15 protein-coding genes and 1 tRNA gene are annotated in these 15,653 nt (G+C 63.8%); 7 read left to right on the top strand and 9 right to left on the bottom strand.

The features are described from left to right. Positions 1–24: 24 nt before the first annotated feature. From GPT34_RS10250 to GPT34_RS10230, 5 genes are all read right to left on the bottom strand, one after another. Positions 25–100 (bottom strand) — tRNA-Thr (locus GPT34_RS10250). Positions 101–111: 11 nt separating this feature from the next. Then, positions 112–1,119 carry a class 1 fructose-bisphosphatase gene (locus GPT34_RS10245; RefSeq protein WP_291011835.1) on the bottom strand — a complete coding sequence of 336 codons (1,008 nt, stop codon included), beginning with the start codon at positions 1,117–1,119 and terminating at the stop codon, positions 112–114. 118 nt (positions 1,120–1,237) lie between these two features. Further along, positions 1,238–3,934, bottom strand: a complete 2,697-nt coding sequence (gene pepN, locus GPT34_RS10240) for an aminopeptidase N (RefSeq protein WP_291011833.1) — start codon at positions 3,932–3,934, stop codon at positions 1,238–1,240. 105 nt (positions 3,935–4,039) lie between these two features. Beyond that, positions 4,040–5,144, bottom strand: a protein-coding gene (gene prfB / locus GPT34_RS10235) for a peptide chain release factor 2 (protein WP_291011831.1) whose coding sequence is annotated in 2 segments (ribosomal slippage) — positions 4,040–5,062 and positions 5,064–5,144 — 1,104 coding nt in all. Because the reading frame shifts where the segments join, the coding sequence is not laid out codon by codon here. A 150-nt stretch (positions 5,145–5,294) separates the two neighbouring features. Then, positions 5,295–5,849 carry a hypothetical protein gene (locus GPT34_RS10230; protein WP_291011828.1) on the bottom strand — a complete coding sequence of 185 codons (555 nt, stop codon included), beginning with the start codon at positions 5,847–5,849 and terminating at the stop codon, positions 5,295–5,297. 132 nt (positions 5,850–5,981) lie between these two features. On the opposite strand from GPT34_RS10230, the gene GPT34_RS10225 reads away from it, so the two are divergent. Beyond that, positions 5,982–6,803 (top strand): alpha/beta fold hydrolase, encoded by an 822-nt coding sequence (locus GPT34_RS10225; protein ID WP_291011826.1) that lies wholly within the window; start codon positions 5,982–5,984, stop codon positions 6,801–6,803. A 25-nt stretch (positions 6,804–6,828) separates the two neighbouring features. Here the strand turns inward: GPT34_RS10225 and GPT34_RS10220 are convergent, their stop codons facing one another. After that, entirely contained in the window at positions 6,829–7,746 is a 918-nt protein-coding gene (locus tag GPT34_RS10220) for an alpha/beta hydrolase (RefSeq protein WP_291011823.1), read from the bottom strand. Between the two features lie 35 nt (positions 7,747–7,781). Between GPT34_RS10220 and GPT34_RS10215 the strand changes: the two genes are divergently transcribed. Next, positions 7,782–9,596 carry an AMP-binding protein gene (locus GPT34_RS10215; RefSeq protein ID WP_291011821.1) on the top strand — a complete coding sequence of 605 codons (1,815 nt, stop codon included), beginning with the start codon at positions 7,782–7,784 and terminating at the stop codon, positions 9,594–9,596. A 53-nt stretch (positions 9,597–9,649) separates the two neighbouring features. Here the strand turns inward: GPT34_RS10215 and GPT34_RS10210 are convergent, their stop codons facing one another. After that, positions 9,650–10,324, bottom strand: coding sequence for an OmpA family protein (locus GPT34_RS10210; protein ID WP_291011818.1), 675 nt, complete (start codon positions 10,322–10,324; stop codon positions 9,650–9,652). Between the two features lie 163 nt (positions 10,325–10,487). On the opposite strand from GPT34_RS10210, the gene GPT34_RS10205 reads away from it, so the two are divergent. From GPT34_RS10205 to GPT34_RS10190, 4 genes are all read left to right on the top strand, one after another. After that, a complete protein-coding gene (locus GPT34_RS10205; protein ID WP_291011817.1) occupies positions 10,488–11,540 on the top strand; it encodes an aldo/keto reductase in 1,053 nt (350 codons plus the stop codon). Positions 11,541–11,657: 117 nt separating this feature from the next. Next, complete coding sequence (locus GPT34_RS10200; RefSeq protein WP_291011815.1) at positions 11,658–12,149, top strand: aminoacyl-tRNA deacylase; 492 nt, start codon at positions 11,658–11,660, stop codon at positions 12,147–12,149. Positions 12,150–12,204: 55 nt separating this feature from the next. Continuing rightward, positions 12,205–12,834 (top strand): glycerol-3-phosphate 1-O-acyltransferase PlsY, encoded by a 630-nt coding sequence (gene plsY, locus GPT34_RS10195; RefSeq protein WP_291011813.1) that lies wholly within the window; start codon positions 12,205–12,207, stop codon positions 12,832–12,834. After that, the gene (locus tag GPT34_RS10190) at positions 12,831–13,184 is read left to right on the top strand and encodes a RidA family protein (RefSeq protein ID WP_291011811.1); all 354 of its coding nucleotides are present in this window, start codon (positions 12,831–12,833) and stop codon (positions 13,182–13,184) included. The genes plsY and GPT34_RS10190 overlap by 4 nt, the downstream gene beginning before the upstream one ends. Positions 13,185–13,296: 112 nt before the next feature. Here the strand turns inward: GPT34_RS10190 and GPT34_RS10185 are convergent, their stop codons facing one another. Next, positions 13,297–13,938, bottom strand: a complete 642-nt coding sequence (locus GPT34_RS10185) for a retropepsin-like aspartic protease (protein WP_291011809.1) — start codon at positions 13,936–13,938, stop codon at positions 13,297–13,299. A 100-nt stretch (positions 13,939–14,038) separates the two neighbouring features. After that, the gene (locus GPT34_RS10180; RefSeq protein WP_291011806.1) at positions 14,039–14,524 is read right to left on the bottom strand and encodes a YajQ family cyclic di-GMP-binding protein; all 486 of its coding nucleotides are present in this window, start codon (positions 14,522–14,524) and stop codon (positions 14,039–14,041) included. 39 nt (positions 14,525–14,563) lie between these two features. Here GPT34_RS10180 and murB point away from each other — a divergent pair, with 39 nt between their 5' ends. Beyond that, entirely contained in the window at positions 14,564–15,628 is a 1,065-nt protein-coding gene (murB, locus tag GPT34_RS10175) for a UDP-N-acetylmuramate dehydrogenase (protein WP_291011803.1), read from the top strand. The last annotated feature ends 25 nt before the right edge of the window (positions 15,629–15,653 follow it).

Raw genomic sequence — 15,653 nt, 5'->3', positions numbered from 1 at the left:
AATCAACGCGGGGCTTCTTCCATTTGGTGCCGGAGAGATGAATCGAACACCCGACCTTCTCATTACGAATGAGCTGCTCTACCGACTGAGCTACACCGGCTTAGCCTTAAATTATAGCGGGGCATGGTAACTGGTCGCGCGGTCGACTTCGTTTTTTGAGCCAAGGATGACGCTCACCCGTTCGTGCAAGCTGCTGGGTTGGATATCGAGGATGCGCTGGCGGCCATTGGTGGCGGCACCGCCGGCTTGTTCGATCAGCCAGGCCATAGGGTTCGCCTCGTACATCAGACGCAGCTTGCCGGGTTTGTTGGGCTCCCGGGCGTCCCACGGGTACATGAACACGCCGCCGCGCGTGAGGATGCGGTGCACGTCGGCGACCATGCTGGCGATCCAGCGCATGTTGAAGTCCTTGCCGCGAGGGCCTTCGCGTCCAGCGAGGCATTCGTCAATGTAGCGCTTCACCGGTGCGTCCCAGTGCCGCATGTTGCTCATGTTGATGGCGAATTCCTGGGTGTCTTCCGGAATCCGGATGTTCTCCTGCGTCAGAACGAATGACCCTTGCTCACGATCGAGGGTGAACATGGCAACCCCATCGCCCACCGTGAGCACAAGTGTGGTCTGCGGGCCGTAGACGCAGTAGCCAGCTGCCACCTGCTGGCGGCCAGGCTGCAGGAAGTCGCCTTCGTCCACGCCGCGATCGTCCTCGGGCATCTTGAGTACGCTGAAGATGGTGCCGATGCTGACGTTCACATCGATGTTCGACGAGCCGTCCAGCGGATCGAACAGCAGCAGGTATTCGCCCTTGGGATAGCGGTTGGGCACCACGTAGATGGCGTCCATCTCCTCCGAGGCCATGGCGGCCAGGTGACCACCCCATTCGTTGGCTTCGATCAGGACCTCGTTGGCGATGATGTCGAGCTTTTTCTGAATTTCACCCTGCACATTTTCACTGTGGGCCGTGCCCAGCACGCCGCCGAGTGCGCCCTTGTTGACCGCCTGGCTGATGTTCTTGCAGGCGCGCGCCACCACTTCCAGCAGTAACCGAAGCTGGGAAGGAATGTGACCGTCGACGCGCTGTTGCTCGACCAGGTAGCGGGTGAGAGAGATCTTTTTGCTCATGTGAAATCCGTCAAAGACAAGAACAGGCCGCCGCGCCGGGCCACCCCTAAGAGGCACGGCCTCTGGCCGTGGCGTGCCCTGCAAGGCCCGACCCGCGCAGCAGTGGAGCGTGGGGCAATCATTCAGCCAGCGCGCGGGTGACCACCTCGCGCACGTCGTTGCTCAGGCCAGGCTTGCCCGCGACGCGCACGATGGCTTCGCGGGCTGCGCTGCGGTAGGGTTCGGCCAGGTGCCTCCAGCGGTCCAGCGCGCGCGCCAGCCGGGCAGCCACCTGCGCGTTGAAGCCGTCGAGTTCCATCACCCGCTCGCTCCAGAACACATAGCCCGATGCGTCGCGGCGGTGGAAGGCGCCCGGGTTGGCGCTGCAGAAGCTGAAGATCACGCTGCGCGCCCGGTTGGGGTTGCGCAGGTTGAAGTCCGGGTGGGCCATCAGCTGGCGCACGGCCGGCAGGATCTGACCTCCACGATCGGGCGCACCCGCCTGCAGGGCAAACCATTTGTCCAGCACCAGAGCCTCGTGGCGGAACAGGGCATGAAAGCGCGAAAGCGCGTCCTGTGCCAAGGGCTGACCGCTGACGACCAACGCAGACAGCGCATTGAAGCGGTCGGTCATGTTGGACGCATCCTTGAAGCGTTGCAGCGCCTTGCCTGGCCAGACCGGGTTGCCGTTCTCGCGCGAGGCCAGGCACAGCATGGTGAGCGCCATGCCGCTGAGCGCGCGGCGCCCGCTGCTCAGCGGATCGGGGCGGTAGGCGCCATTGTCCTGATGGGCTTCGAAGGCCTGTGCCCAGTCGTCGTGCAGGTCGTGGGCGAGTTGCTCGCGCATGGCCTCGCGCACCGCATGCACGCGTTGCGGATCCACCTCGTCGAGCTGCTCGGCGATGTAGGTTTCACTGGGCAGTGTGAGGGTGAGTTCCTTGAAGGCGGCGTCGAGCTGCGGGTGGCGCAGCACGCTGCGCATGGCCTCCACATAGGCCGCGTCCAAGGGCCGCTTTGACACCGGACCTTCGGCACGGATGGCCGAAAGGGCTCGCTGCAGCGCCAGCCGCTGACCGGCTTCCCAGCGGTTGAACGGATCGGTGTCGTGGGCGAGCAAGGTCAGCCAATGGGCATCAGCCTGTTCCAGCTCCAGCACCACCGGCGCGGAGAAGCCGCGCAGCAGCGAGGGCACGGGTTCGGCGTCGAGGTTGACGAACTCAACCGTGGTGCTGGTTTCGCTGAGCACCAGCAGGCGGGTGCCAGGCTGCGAGCTCGACTCATGCGCGAGCTGGGTAGGCAGTTCACGGCCCATGGCATCCAGCAGGCCCAGCGCCACCGGAATCACCACCGGCGCCTTGTCAGGCTGCCCCGGCGTGGGCGCGCAGCGCTGGTTCAGGGTGAGACGGTAGCTGCGTGAAGCCGTGTCGAACATGCCCTGGGCTTGTAGGCGCGGTGTGCCGGCCTGACTGTACCAGCGCTTGAACTGGGGCAGCAGACGGGCCAGCTCGCTGTCGGGGTTGGCATCGGCCATGGCTTGGGCGAAGTCATCGCAGGTGACCGCTTGCCCATCATGGCGCGCGAAATATTCCTTCATGCCAGCGGCAAAGCCGGCGCGACCCACGAGGGTCTGCATCATGCGCACGACCTCAGCGCCTTTTTCGTACACCGTGACGGTATAGAAGTTGTTGATTTCGACATAGCTGTCCGGCCGCACCGGGTGCGACATCGGACCGGCATCTTCCGGGAACTGCGCGGTGCGCAGCACCCGCACGTCTTCGATGCGTTTGACCGCGCGTGCCGAAGGCTCGGCGCACAGGTCCATGCTGAACTCCTGATCGCGGAAGACGGTGAGGCCCTCCTTGAGCGAGAGCTGGAACCAGTCGCGGCAGGTGACGCGGTTGCCGGTCCAGTTGTGGAAGTACTCGTGGCCCACGACCGACTCGATGTTGGCAAAGTCGGTGTCGGTCCCGGTGGTGCTGTTGGCCAGCACGTACTTGGTGTTGAAGATGTTGAGGCCCTTGTTCTCCATCGCACCCATGTTGAAGTCGGCGGTTGCCACGATCATGAATCGCTCCAGATCAAGTGGCAGGCCAAAGCGGGCTTCGTCCCACACCACGCTGGCGATCAGCGAGTTCATCGCGTGTTCGGTCTTGTCCATGTCGCCCGGGCGCACATACACCTGCAGCAGGTGGTGGCTACCGGATCGCGACACGATGCGCTGCTCACGCGCGACCAGCGGCCCAGCCACCAGCGCGAAAAGGTAGCAGGGCTTCTTGTGCGGATCAACCCACTTGGCGAAGTGACGCCCGTCGGGAAGCTCGCCTTCGTCCACCAGGTTGCCGTTGGAGAGCAGCACCGGGTAGTCGGCCTTGTCTGCGCGCAGTGTCACCGTGTAGCTGGCCATCACATCGGGGCGGTCCAGGAAATAGGTGATGCGCCGGAAACCTTCGGCCTCGCACTGGGTGAAGAAAGTGCCCTGGCTCACGTACAGGCCCATGAGCTGGGTGTTCTTCTCCGGGGCGCAGGTGGTGAAGATTTCGAGATCGAACGGCTCGGAGCCCTCTGGCAGGCTCTCGAGCACCAGGGTGGAGCCATCCATCTTGAACGAACAACCCGCGCCGTTGACGAGCACACGCGCCAGGTTCAGCTCATCACCGTCCAGGCGCAAAGACTGGGTCGGTACATCGGGGTTGCGGCGCAGCCGCATACGGTTGAGCACGCGCGTCTTGCCCGGATCAAGGTCGAACGTGAGGTCCACCGTGTCGATCCAGTAGGCGGGGGCGGCGTAGTCCTCGCGGCGCACCACGGTGCTGGATCCTTCTCGCAGGGAGCTCATGTCATGGTCCTCAATCGTTTGGCCTGCTTGCCATCTGGGCTCTCCTGAGGAAGCGACTCCCTCGGGATTCTGTGGCACAGGCGGCAAGTGGTGAAGATGTCAAATTCAAACGCCTTGCTTGAGCGAGGCTTCGATGAATGGGTCGAGATCACCGTCCAGGACTTTCTGGGTGGCGGAAATTTCGACGTTGGTGCGCAGGTCTTTGATGCGGCTGTTGTCCAGCACGTAGCTGCGGATCTGGTGACCCCAGCCGACGTCGGTTTTGGTGTCTTCCAGCTTCTGCTGTTCTTCCTGTTGTTTGCGCAGCTCGTGGTCATAGAGCTTGGAGCGCAGTCGTTTCCAGGCCACGTCTCGGTTGCTGTGCTGGCTTCGACCGTCCTGGCATTGCACGACGATCCCAGTGGGGATGTGCGTGAGACGCACCGCCGAGTCGGTTTTGTTGATGTGCTGACCACCTGCACCGCTGGCGCGGTAAGTGTCGGTGCGCACATCGGCCGGGTTGATCTCGATCTCGATGGAGTCGTCGATCTCGGGGTAGACGAATACCGAGGCGAACGAGGTATGACGACCGCCCGACGAGTCGAACGGACTCTTGCGCACCAGGCGATGCACACCGGTCTCGGTGCGCAGCAGGCCAAACGCGTAGTCGCCCTCGATTTTTATCGTGGCGCCCTTGATGCCGGCGGTGTCACCGGCTGACTCGTCCTCGATCGTGGTCTTGAAGCCCTTGCGTTCGGCGTAGCGCAGGTACTGGCGCAGCAGCATGCTGGCCCAGTCGCAGGCTTCGGTGCCACCGGCGCCGGCCTGGATGTCCAAAAAACAGTTGAGCGGGTCTGCCGGGTTGTTGAACATGCGGCGGAACTCAAGTTTCTCCACCTCGCTGGCCAACTTGCCCGCCTCGGTCTCGATGGTGGCCAGACCAGCGTCATCGCCATCGGCCTCGGACATCTCGAACAGCTCGGTGTTGTCGCTCAGCTCGTTGGTCAGGCGGTCCAGCACGAGCACCACGTCTTCGAGCGATTTTTTCTCGCGTCCCAGCTCTTGCGCGCGCTTGGGGTTGTCCCACACCGTGGGCTCTTCCAGTGCGGCTTCGACTTCTTTCAGTTTTGATGCTTTGGCATCGTAGTCAAAGATACCTCCGGAGCTCGACGACGCGGGTGCTGAGGTCGTCAAGCTGGGTGCGGATGGTGTTGATGCGTTCTGCTTCCATGGGGTGCCTCTGTAGGATTCGATGATGGGTCGAGCCGGTGGCGACGCAACGCGTGAGCACCTGCCGAAACCCCGCATTTTCTCACGTTACACACCGCGGCCTTCAGGCACCGATTGCTGGCCCGCCAACACCTGGGCCAGGGAGGTTGGCTCAATAGCGCCAGGTCACGCCAAACATCACCGCTGCGGTGCCTAGCAACTGGACTTCTGCCGCCACTCGAGGGCTGATCCGGTAACCCAGAGCGGGAATGATCACGGGTGAAAAGCCGCCCAGGTTCAGGGGCACCTTGTTCTTGAACCGCCCGACATAGCCATACATGATGCCGCCGCTCAGGGTGGCGTAGACATTCGGCATGGAGGCGAACGGACTGGGCCAGAGCTTGCCGGTGAAGGCGTAGGCCGAGGGCTGACCGAACGAGTTGGTGAACAGGCTGAAGCCGCAAAACCGGTCGTTCGGCAGCTGGCGGCTCACACTGACCGCGATCACCTGCTTGTGCTCGGGCGACCGGGTCCAGTGGTGGGTGTGGGGCGAGAAAAACACCTCGTACCGGCTGCCATTGTCGGAAGGCTGGTCGCTGCCCGGGCATACTTCAAAGCTGTCTGGCCAGAGGCTGTCGGGCCACATGCTGGCCTGCACCAGGGGAGACAGTCCACAAAGGGCCAACCCCAAGACCAGCGCTCGCAGTATGTGCGGATGGGGCGACATCACCATATCTTGCAACTCAGTAAAAAGTATCAGGGAGCGATTGTGACATTGCTGACCTGCCCAGTTGGGCGGAAGGCCATGGCAGGGGGCTTGCGTCGCGCCGCCTGTCTTGGGTTACTGTGCCTGACGGGCTTGCTGGGAGCCTGTTCCTCGCTGGACACCTGGCAGCGCGAGAAGCTGTATCGGCCAACGTCAGTGGCCGGCGAGACTTGGCAGCAGATGCTGGCCCAGCGCCCCGAGATGCAATCCATGACCTTGCCAGTGGGGCAGGCGGACGAGCAGGTGCAGGTGCTTCGCTGGCCGGCACAGGCTGGGCGCACCAGCGCGGCGCGGGTGCTGTTCCTGCACGGCACCTTCCGTCATGCCTTCCAGAATCTGGCCAAGGCCGCGCCCATGCAGCGCGCCGGAATGGACGTCTACCTGCTCGACTACCGCGGCTGGGGAGCTTCGTCGCCGCGCGTGCCCGACGAGAAGAGCATTCACGAAGACGCATGGGCGGCCTGGCAGGCCTTGCAGGCGCGCGAGGGTTCGGGTGGCTGGGTCATCTATGGCCACTCCATGGGCTCGGGCGTGGCGGTGAAGCTGGCCGAGCAGCTCGCGGGTCAGAGCGCTTACTGTGGCGTGGTGCTGGAGAGTGCGTTCACCAGTTTTCCCGACGTGGCCCGCGCCGCAGCCGGCTGGCTGGGCAGTGCGCTGGTGTTGCTCAACCGAGAGCGCATGGCCTCGATCAACCGCATTGAGCAGGTGGACCCGCCGCTGTGGTTTTTCCATGGCAGCAAAGACGAAACGATTCCCATCGAGCTGGGCCGGCAGCTGTTTGAAGGTGCGCGTCAGCCCAAGCATTGGCTGCAGTGGCCGCTGGGACACAGCAACCTGCAGACCGATCCCACGGGGCGCTACGACGCCGCGTGGCGCGAGATCCAGTCGAGCTGTCGAAGAGCGCCAGGGCGCTGATGCAGCGCGAGGTCTCCTGCCAAGGTCAGTCTGGCTGCGCCAGAAAGTCTTCGATCAGGCGCGCGAGTTCGTTGGGCTGATCGTGGTGCATCATGTGGCCCGCGTCCTGCACCACCGCCTGCTGCAGCCTGGGCACGGCGCGCAGTCGGTCCTGGTATTGCGTCAGGTTGTACTGGCCTTTCCACCACTGGCCCAGGCTGTCGTCGCTGGCGGTGATGCTGAGCACCGGAGCGCTGATGCGCCCGTAGATGGCAAGCGCTTCGTCAAGCTGGTAGAGGTGGGCGCTGATGATCTTGTGCGCGGGCTCACCCAGAATGACCCAACGACCCTGCGCGTCGGGCGCTGCCCAGTGCTGGGCCAGCCAGGCGGCCTTGTCCGCCGGTAGCCGGGGGTTGGTTTTCATGAGTCGGCGCGCCACGCCATTGGCGCTGTCGTAGCTCTTGAGATCGACCTCACCACGCTGCAAGGCCTTGATCTGGTCGATCCACTTGCTGTATCGCTCAGGCGCCTGAGCAGGCCGTGTGGCGGGCAGGCCGAAACCTTCCAGATTGATCAGGCGGCGAATGCGCTCGGGACGCACCCCGCCGTACATCATGGCCACGTTGCCGCCCATGCTGTGGCCCACCAGATCAACCGGCTGATCGCCTGCCACCTGGTCCAGCAGGCAGTCCAGATCGGCCAGGTAGTCGGGAAACCAGTAGCTGTCGGGTGAAGGCGGCTTGTGTTGCGTCAGACCAAAGCCGCGCCAGTCGGGGGCGACGATGTGGCGCTGGGTGTCCAGCGCATCCACCATGAACTGCCACGATGCAGATACGTCCATCCAGCCATGTACCAGCACCAGCGGCGGCTGGCCGCCCACCGGATCACCCCATTCGCGAACGTGGTAATCGAGCTGGCGTATCGGGACAAACGTGCTGCGGGAGGCGTGCCGGACTTGGTACATTCAATTCATCATAAGGAACGGAACGGAGACCGAGCATGCGTCAGAGTCAAAGTAGCGACAGTGCGGCGGTTCGACGCTCCCCGGTTCAACCAGTCAGCCCACCGCAGCCGGATGCCCATGCCACCCTGCACCAGCAGTTCCGCTGGAGCGTACCGGAGCAGTTCAACATGGCACAGGTCTGCGCGCAGCGCTGGGCACAGCACTCCGCCACCGCCAGCAGCCCGGCGGTGATCGCGTGTGCACCCGGTGAGGTGGATCGTGTGCACACCTATGCTGAATTGCAGTCGCAGGCCAACCGGCTGTCCAACGCCTTGCAGTTGCTCGGGGTGCAGCGCGGAGACCGTGTGGCGATCGTCATGCCCCAGCGTTTTGAAACCGCGGTGGCGTACATGGCGGTGTTGCAGCTGGGCGCAGTCGGTATGCCGCTTTCGCAGTTGTTTGGGCCCGAGGCACTGGAATACCGGCTCCACGACAGCGAGGCGGTGGTGGCCTTGTGCGATGGCAGCACGCTCGACGCGGTGCAGGCCATCAGCGCGACCTGCCCACTGCTGCACACGGTGATCGGCATCGACGCGAAGGCGCGCGGAGCGGCTGCGCTGGACTGGGCCGCGGTGCTGGCGCAGGAGCCGGCAGATTTCGAGCCGGTCAGCACGTTGGCCGAAGAGCCTGCGGTGCTGATCTACACCAGCGGCACCACCGGCAACCCCAAGGGCGCGCTCATTCCACATCGCGCGCTGATTGGCAATCTCAGTGGCTTCGTGTGCAGCCAGAACTGGTTCGGTTTTGACCCCGACGATGCGAGCGTGGTATCACAGGCGGTGTTCTGGTCACCCGCCGACTGGGCATGGACCGGCGGCCTGATGGACGCGCTGTTGCCCACTCTGTATTTCGGTCGGCCCATCGTGGCCTACAACGGCCGCTTCAGCCCCCAGATGGCGCTGGAGCTGATGCAGCGCCAGCGGGTGACACACACCTTTCTTTTTCCAACCGCGCTCAAGGCGATGATGAAGGCCTATCCCCAGCCGCGCGCCGACTTCGATCTGTGCCTGGAGGCCATCATGAGCGCTGGCGAGGCGGTGGGAGACGCGGTGTTCGCGTACTGCGAGCAGCAGCTGGGCGTGACGGTCAACGAGATGTTTGGACAGACCGAGATCAACTACATCGTGGGCAACTGCACACGCCTGTACCCCGCCAAACCCGGCAGCATGGGCAAGGCCTATCCGGGTCACCGGGTGGCGGTGATCGATGACGCCGGCCACGAGTGCCCCGTAGGCGTACCCGGGGATGTGGCGGTTCACCGGTTGGACGTGCATGGTGAACCAGACCCGATTTTCTTTCTGGGCTATTGGAAAAACGATGCCTCCACGCGGGCCAAGTTCACCGGCGAGCCTCGCGACAGCTGGTGCCGCACCGGCGATGTGGCGGTTCGCGATGCCGATGGTTACCTCTGGTACCAGGGGCGTTCAGACGATGTGTTCAAAGCCGCGGGCTATCGGATTGGACCGAGCGAGATCGAGAACTGCCTGGTCAAGCACCCGGCGGTCGCCAATGCGGCCGTGGTGCCCAAGCCCGATGCCGAGCGGGGCGCCGTGGTCAAGGCTTATGTGGTGGTGGCACAGGAGTACCTGGCCGCGCGACCCGAGCAGTCGCTGCTGAATACCGTCTTTGCGCAGGCCCTGGTGGCCGAGCTGCAGGCCCATGTCAAAGGCAAGCTGGCGCCTTACGAATACCCCAAGGACATTGAGTTCGTGGACGCACTGCCCATGACCACCACTGGCAAGGTGCAGCGCCGCCTGCTGAGGTTGCAGGAAGTGGAGCGCTTCCAGAAAGCACAACAGGGACGGGCCTAAGGCCACGTCCCTGCGATCGCGGTTGGGAAGCGTTGCGCGCCTCCCGCTCGAAATTACCGCTGTGCGGTCGACACCGGCTCGGCCACGTAGATCTCCACACGACGGTTCTTGGCGCGCCCATCCGAGGTGCTGTTGTCGGCGACCGGCTCACTCGAACCACGACCTTGGGTGGTGAAGCGGGTCACCGCCACGCCACGGGCGATCAAATAGTCGCGCGCGCTGTTGGCGCGGTCCAGCGACAGCGGATTGTTGATGGCATCGCTCCCGCTACTGTCGGTGTGGCCGATGATGGTGATCTGCGTCCCGGGGTTGCTGTTGAGCGTGGTGGCGAACTGGTTGAGTACGCCCGCAAGGTTGGACTTGATGGCCGAACGACCGACGTCGAACGAGATGTCGCTCGGGATGTCGAGTTTGAGGCGGTTGTCGGCGGTCTGACTCACGCCCACGCCGGTGCCAGCGGTAGCTGCTTCCATCGCGGCTTTCTGCTCCTGCATCTTCTGCGACCAGATGTAGCCGCCCAAAGCGCCGGCGCCAGCGCCCAGCACCGCGCCCTGGGCCGCGCCCTTGGAGCCGCCAGTGGCGCCGCCGAGCAGGACGCCCGCCAGGGCGCCGATCCCCGCCCCCTTGGCGGAGTCCTGCTGTGTTTGGCTCATGTTGGCGCAGCCGCCGAGCGTCAGGGCAACGGCCACCGCCGACAGGGTAAGGGTAGAAGTGAAGCGTGTTTTCATGGAAGACTCCTCAAGAAATGTTGTGACGGGAACATGCAGCGCTTGGCACTTTGCATACTTTATTAGGACACGAACGCGACGCCGACGTTCCTCATTGAAGCCTAAACTGGCGATCAATCGTGAAGCCGTACCGCATCCATCCCCATTTGTTACAAAGACTTTCATGAAAACCATAGCTCTTGGCGCCTCAGCCCTGCGTGTCACCCCCATTTGCCTGGGCACCATGACCTTTGGCGAACAAGTGAACGAAACCCTGGCTCACCAGATCCTCGACCGCGCGCTGGAGCGAGGCGTGAATTTCCTCGACACTGCCGAGATGTATGCGGTGCCGGCGCGGGCGGAGACCTGTGGTGCCACGGAAACCATCCTGGGCAACTGGTTCAAGAAGACGCCGAGCGCCCGCCAGAAGCTGGTGCTTGCCACCAAGGTCGCGGGCCCGTCGCGGGGTATGCCGTGGATTCGCGGCGAGACCTCTGGCCTCACCGAGGCCGAGATCGTCAACGCCTGCGACGCCAGCCTTCGGCGTTTGCAGACCGACGTGATCGACCTCTATCAGATTCATTGGCCGGCGCGCAACGTGCCGGCGTTCGGCCAGCTCAGTTTTGACCCCAGCAAAGACAAGCCGTGTGCCTCGGTGCACGAGCAGCTTGAAGCCATGCACAAGCTCGTGAAAGCGGGCAAGGTGCGCGCCATTGGCCTGTCCAACGAATCGTCTTATGGCGTGCACGAGTTCGTGCGGCTGGCCGAGCAGCATGGCCTGCCGCGGGTGGACACGATCCAAAACCCCTATTGCCTGATCAACCGCAGCTATGAAAACGGTCTGGACGAAACCTGTCACCGGCTCGGTGTGTCGCTGCTGGCCTATTCGCCGCTGGGCTTTGGTTTGCTCACTGGCAAGTACGACGAGTCAGGGCTGGTGGGCGATGTGGGGCGACTGGCTTTGTACGAGTCCATGCGAAAGCAGCGCTGGGGCCGCCCGGAGGCGCTGGTCGCTTCCCGCCGCTACAACGTGCTGGCTCGCGACCACGGCATGACGCCTACACGACTCGCACTGGCTTTCTGCTACAGCAACTGGCGCGTGGCCAGCACGATCATCGGCGTGACCTCTATGGAGCAGCTGGACGACTGCCTGGACGCCTGGGACACCCCTTTGTCACCTGAGATGCTCACCGAGATCGATCAGGTTCGGTGGGAGCTCCGCGATCCCGCACAGTGAGCAAAAGTCCCCCCCGTGCCGGCTTCGCCGTCACCCCCCGGGGGGGGTGACGCTGGCCGACCGGCGGAGCCGGATCATCGGCGTTCTGAAAGAAGGCAAGGTTCGCGGAGCATCTAGTTGGCCAAGAAAGCCCATGTGAGTGAAACGCCCGCCACCGCCTGGCTCAAGGTGCAGGGCGTGGTGTTCACCGAGCATCCCTACGAGTACCTGGAGCACGGCGGCGCGCAGCACAGCGCGCAGGTGCTGGGGCTGGACCCGTTTGCGGTGGTCAAGACGCTGGTGATGCAGGACGAGTCCGGGAGGCCGCTGGTGATTCTGATGCATGGCAACCGCAGCGTGTCGACCAAGAACCTCGCGCGCCAGACCGGGGTCAAGTCCATCGAACCCTGCAAGCCCGACGTGGCCAACCGGCACAGCGGTTACCTAGTCGGCGGCACGTCGCCCTTTGGTCTCAAGCGCGAGATGCCGGTCTGGGTTGAATCGTCGGTGCTGGCATTGCCGCGCATCTGGATCAATGGCGGGCGACGCGGCTTCCTGGTGGGGCTTGATCCGGCCGTGCTGAGCGGCGCGCTGGGCGCTCGGCCTGTGCAGTGTGCGCTGGCAGAATAGGGTGGCGTGACGCGAGAGCTGCGTCGCCACATCATCACGACAAGAGGAGTCTGAGTTGGAATTTCTTGCCCCGCTGGTCGCCACCCTGGTCGCCTACCTGATTGGATCGCTGTCGTTTGCGGTGCTGGTGAGCCGTGTCATGGGTCTGAACGATCCGCGAACCTATGGCAGCAAGAATCCCGGCGCCACCAACGTGCTGCGCTCGGGCAGCAAGCCGGCGGCGGTCATCACGCTGCTGCTCGATGCGCTCAAGGGCTGGCTGCCGGTGGTGGCGGTGAAGTGGTGGGGCGAGGCCTGGGGACTGGGGGATGGTACGGTGGCGCTGGTCGGGCTGGCCGCGTTTCTGGGTCATCTGTATCCGGTGTTCTTCCGCTTTCAAGGCGGCAAAGGTGTGGCCACCGCGGCAGGCGTCATTGTCGGCTTCGAGCCCTGGCTTGGGCTGGCCGCGCTGGCCACCTGGGCCATCGTCGCGTTCTTTTTCCGCTATTCGTCGCTGGCATCCATCGTGACCGCGCTGTTTGCACCTGCGTTTTATTTGTTTGGACACCGCGTCGCCTGGGACGCACCCAGTGCCATGGTGGTTAGCCTGGCGGCAATGGGCGTACTGCTGGTCTGGCGCCACGCCGACAACATAAACCGGCTGCTGGCCGGCAAAGAAAGCCGCCTGGGAGCTAAAAAATCATGACCCAGGACATCACCCGCCACGGCATGGCCGCCCGCTACAGCGAGGCCGCGGTGTTCAATGGCATGGTTTTCCTCGCGGGCATGGTGCCCGAGCGGGGCGACACCGATATCCGGGGGCAGACACAGGACGTTCTGGCTCAGGTGGCGCAGCGCCTGAAGGAAGCGGGCTGCGACAAGTCGCGCATCCTGCGGGCCGAAATCTACCTGACCGACATCCGGGACATCGCGGCAATGAACGAAGTCTGGGATGCCTGGGTAGTGCCGGGGGCAGCTCCCCCGCGCGCCACCGTGCAGGCGGCACTGGCCGACCCGACGTGGCGGATCGAGATCGTGGTGACTGCTGCGGTTTGACCTCCCCACGCCGCTTCGCGTCACCACCGGGGGGAGGGCAGTGCTGGCGGGTCGGCAGAGCCGGACTCGCGGCGCCCTGAGATGAAGGCCCTTCTCGCTCGGGCCACCTGCGCTAGCGTTTTTCGAGGGTCAGCTGATCGTTGGTGCGCTGCATCTGGAAACGCGTGAGAAAACTGTTGCCCAGCAACACATACGGCATGGCCAGGGGCAACACGATGGCAGCCACGTCGTAGGCCAGCACGTCGCCCACCTTCACGCTGGACAGCCGCACGCTGTAGCCCGTGGTGTTGCCGTTGGCAGTACTCACTCGCACCAGCTGGCCTTGTTCAAACTTGAGATCGATGCGCCGCGCATCCGACTCGCTCAGGATGACCTGCGAGGCCCCGGTGTCGACCATGAACTGCACGGCGCGGCCATTGATCTGGCCCGGCGGCAGGAAGTGGCCCAGCCCGTCTGCTGTGAGCACCACGCGCTGGGCGCCAGCCGCTGAGCCGCTGCGCCCGACGCTGACCGGCGCGTCACCCACCCGCAACGTCTGTTTCTGACCGTTTACTTCCACGGTGGCCGACTCACCCTGAGTGGCCAGCAGCTTCACACCTTGATGCGTCTGCCCAGGGCTCAGAAAACGTGGCGCCGACGCATCCACCGTCAACAAGGCTTTGCCACCCGCCACGCCCGACAGCGCGACCGATTGAGCCTGCGCACCCATCAGGGTGAGTGCGAATAGAGCCGCAAGAAGGATCCGTTTGCTCATGAAGTGTTTCATTCCCACGGCGCCGCAGGTCCGGCTTCACCGACCCGCCAGCGCCGCCCCCCCCGGGGGGTGACGCCGCAGGCGGCGCAGGGGGAGTCATCTAATCCCTGAAGTTGTCGAACGACAGTGGAAGGTCCTTGAGTTCGCTGCGGATCAGCGCCATCGCCGCCTGCAGGTCGTCCCGTTTGGCACCGGTGACGCGCACCGCGTCGCCCTGGATGGCGCCCTGCACCTTGAGCTTGCTTGCCTTGAGCGCTTGCTGGATCTTCTTGCCGTCTTCGGTGCTGATGCCGTTCTTGACCTTCACCACCTGCTTGACTTTGTCGCCACCGATTTTCTCGACCTTGCCCACATCGAGAAAGCGCGCGTCCACGCCGCGCTTGGTAAGCTTGTTGCGCAACACTTCTTCCACCTGCTGGAGTTGGAAATCGGCATCACCGAACAGGGTGATTTCCTTGTCCTTGAGTTCGATGCCAGCGCTGGTGCCCTTGAAATCGAAGCGCGTGCCCACCTCGCGGGTCACCTGGTCAACGGCGTTTTTCACTTCGACAAAATCGGCTTCGAGAACGGTGTCAAAAGAGGGCATGGTCAGGTTTCCCGATAGGCTGAGTGAGACAATGGAAACATGTTAGTCGAGAACCAGGTCGCCCTTCAGCGATACAACAGCTTTGGCATCGCGGCGCGCGCCAAAAAGCTCACGCGCATCCGTCAGACTGACGACCTGACTGCGCTTATGGCGAGTGAAGTCTGGGCACAGGCGCGCTCAGAAGCTCCGCCGTTTGTGCTGGGCGGCGGCAGCAACCTGGTGATCACGGGCGACATCAAGGCTCTGGTGCTCAAGGTAGAAATTGCCGGTCGACGTCTTGTGGAAGAAACCGACAAAGCCTGGGTAGTGGAGGGCGGCGCGGGCGAAAACTGGCATGACTTCGTGACCTGGACGCTGGACCAGGGCTGGCCAGGGCTGGAAAACCTGGCGCTGATCCCGGGCTCGGTCGGCGCATCGCCGGTGCAGAACATCGGTGCCTATGGTGTCGAGCTGCAAGACCGTTTTCACTCGCTAGACGCGGTGGATCTGCAGACCGGGCAGGCTTTCACGCTGGACGCTGCGCAATGCGGCTTTGGGTACCGCGACTCGGTGTTCAAACATGCCCCATCGGACGAGCGCAGCTTCGGTCTGGCGGGTCGGGCGCTGATCACGCGGGTGCGTTTTCTGTTGCCCAAGCCGTGGAAACCGGTGCTCGGTTACATGGACCTTGAGCGCAAGATGGCAGAGACTGGGAACCACTCGCCCAGCGCGCAGCAGATCTTCGACTGGGTGGTCGCCATCCGTCGCGCCAAGCTGCCCGACCCGGCCTTCATCGGCAATGCCGGCAGCTTCTTCAAGAACCCGACCGTGACACTTGAGCAGTGCGCCGACATCATCGCGCGCGATCCCAAGGTGGTGCACTACCCCATGCCTGACGGCAGCATCAAGCTGGCGGCGGGCTGGCTGATCGACGCCTGCGGCTGGAAAGGCAAGAGCGTGGGCAACGCGGCGGTGTACGAAAAACAGGCGCTTGTTCTGGTGAACAAGGGCGGGCCTGAGCAGCCATGTACCGGCGGCGAGGTGATGACACTGGCCAAGGCCATCCAGACCAGTGTGTACGAGCGCTTCGGCATCCTGCTGGAGCCCGAGCCGGTCGTGGTGTGAAGCGAAAAAGGCCGCTGGAATCAGC

This window comes from Hydrogenophaga sp., assembly GCF_011390835.1.
Classification (GTDB): Bacteria; Pseudomonadota; Gammaproteobacteria; order Burkholderiales; family Burkholderiaceae_C; genus Hydrogenophaga.
This window is presented reverse-complemented; position numbering and strand designations above follow the sequence as displayed.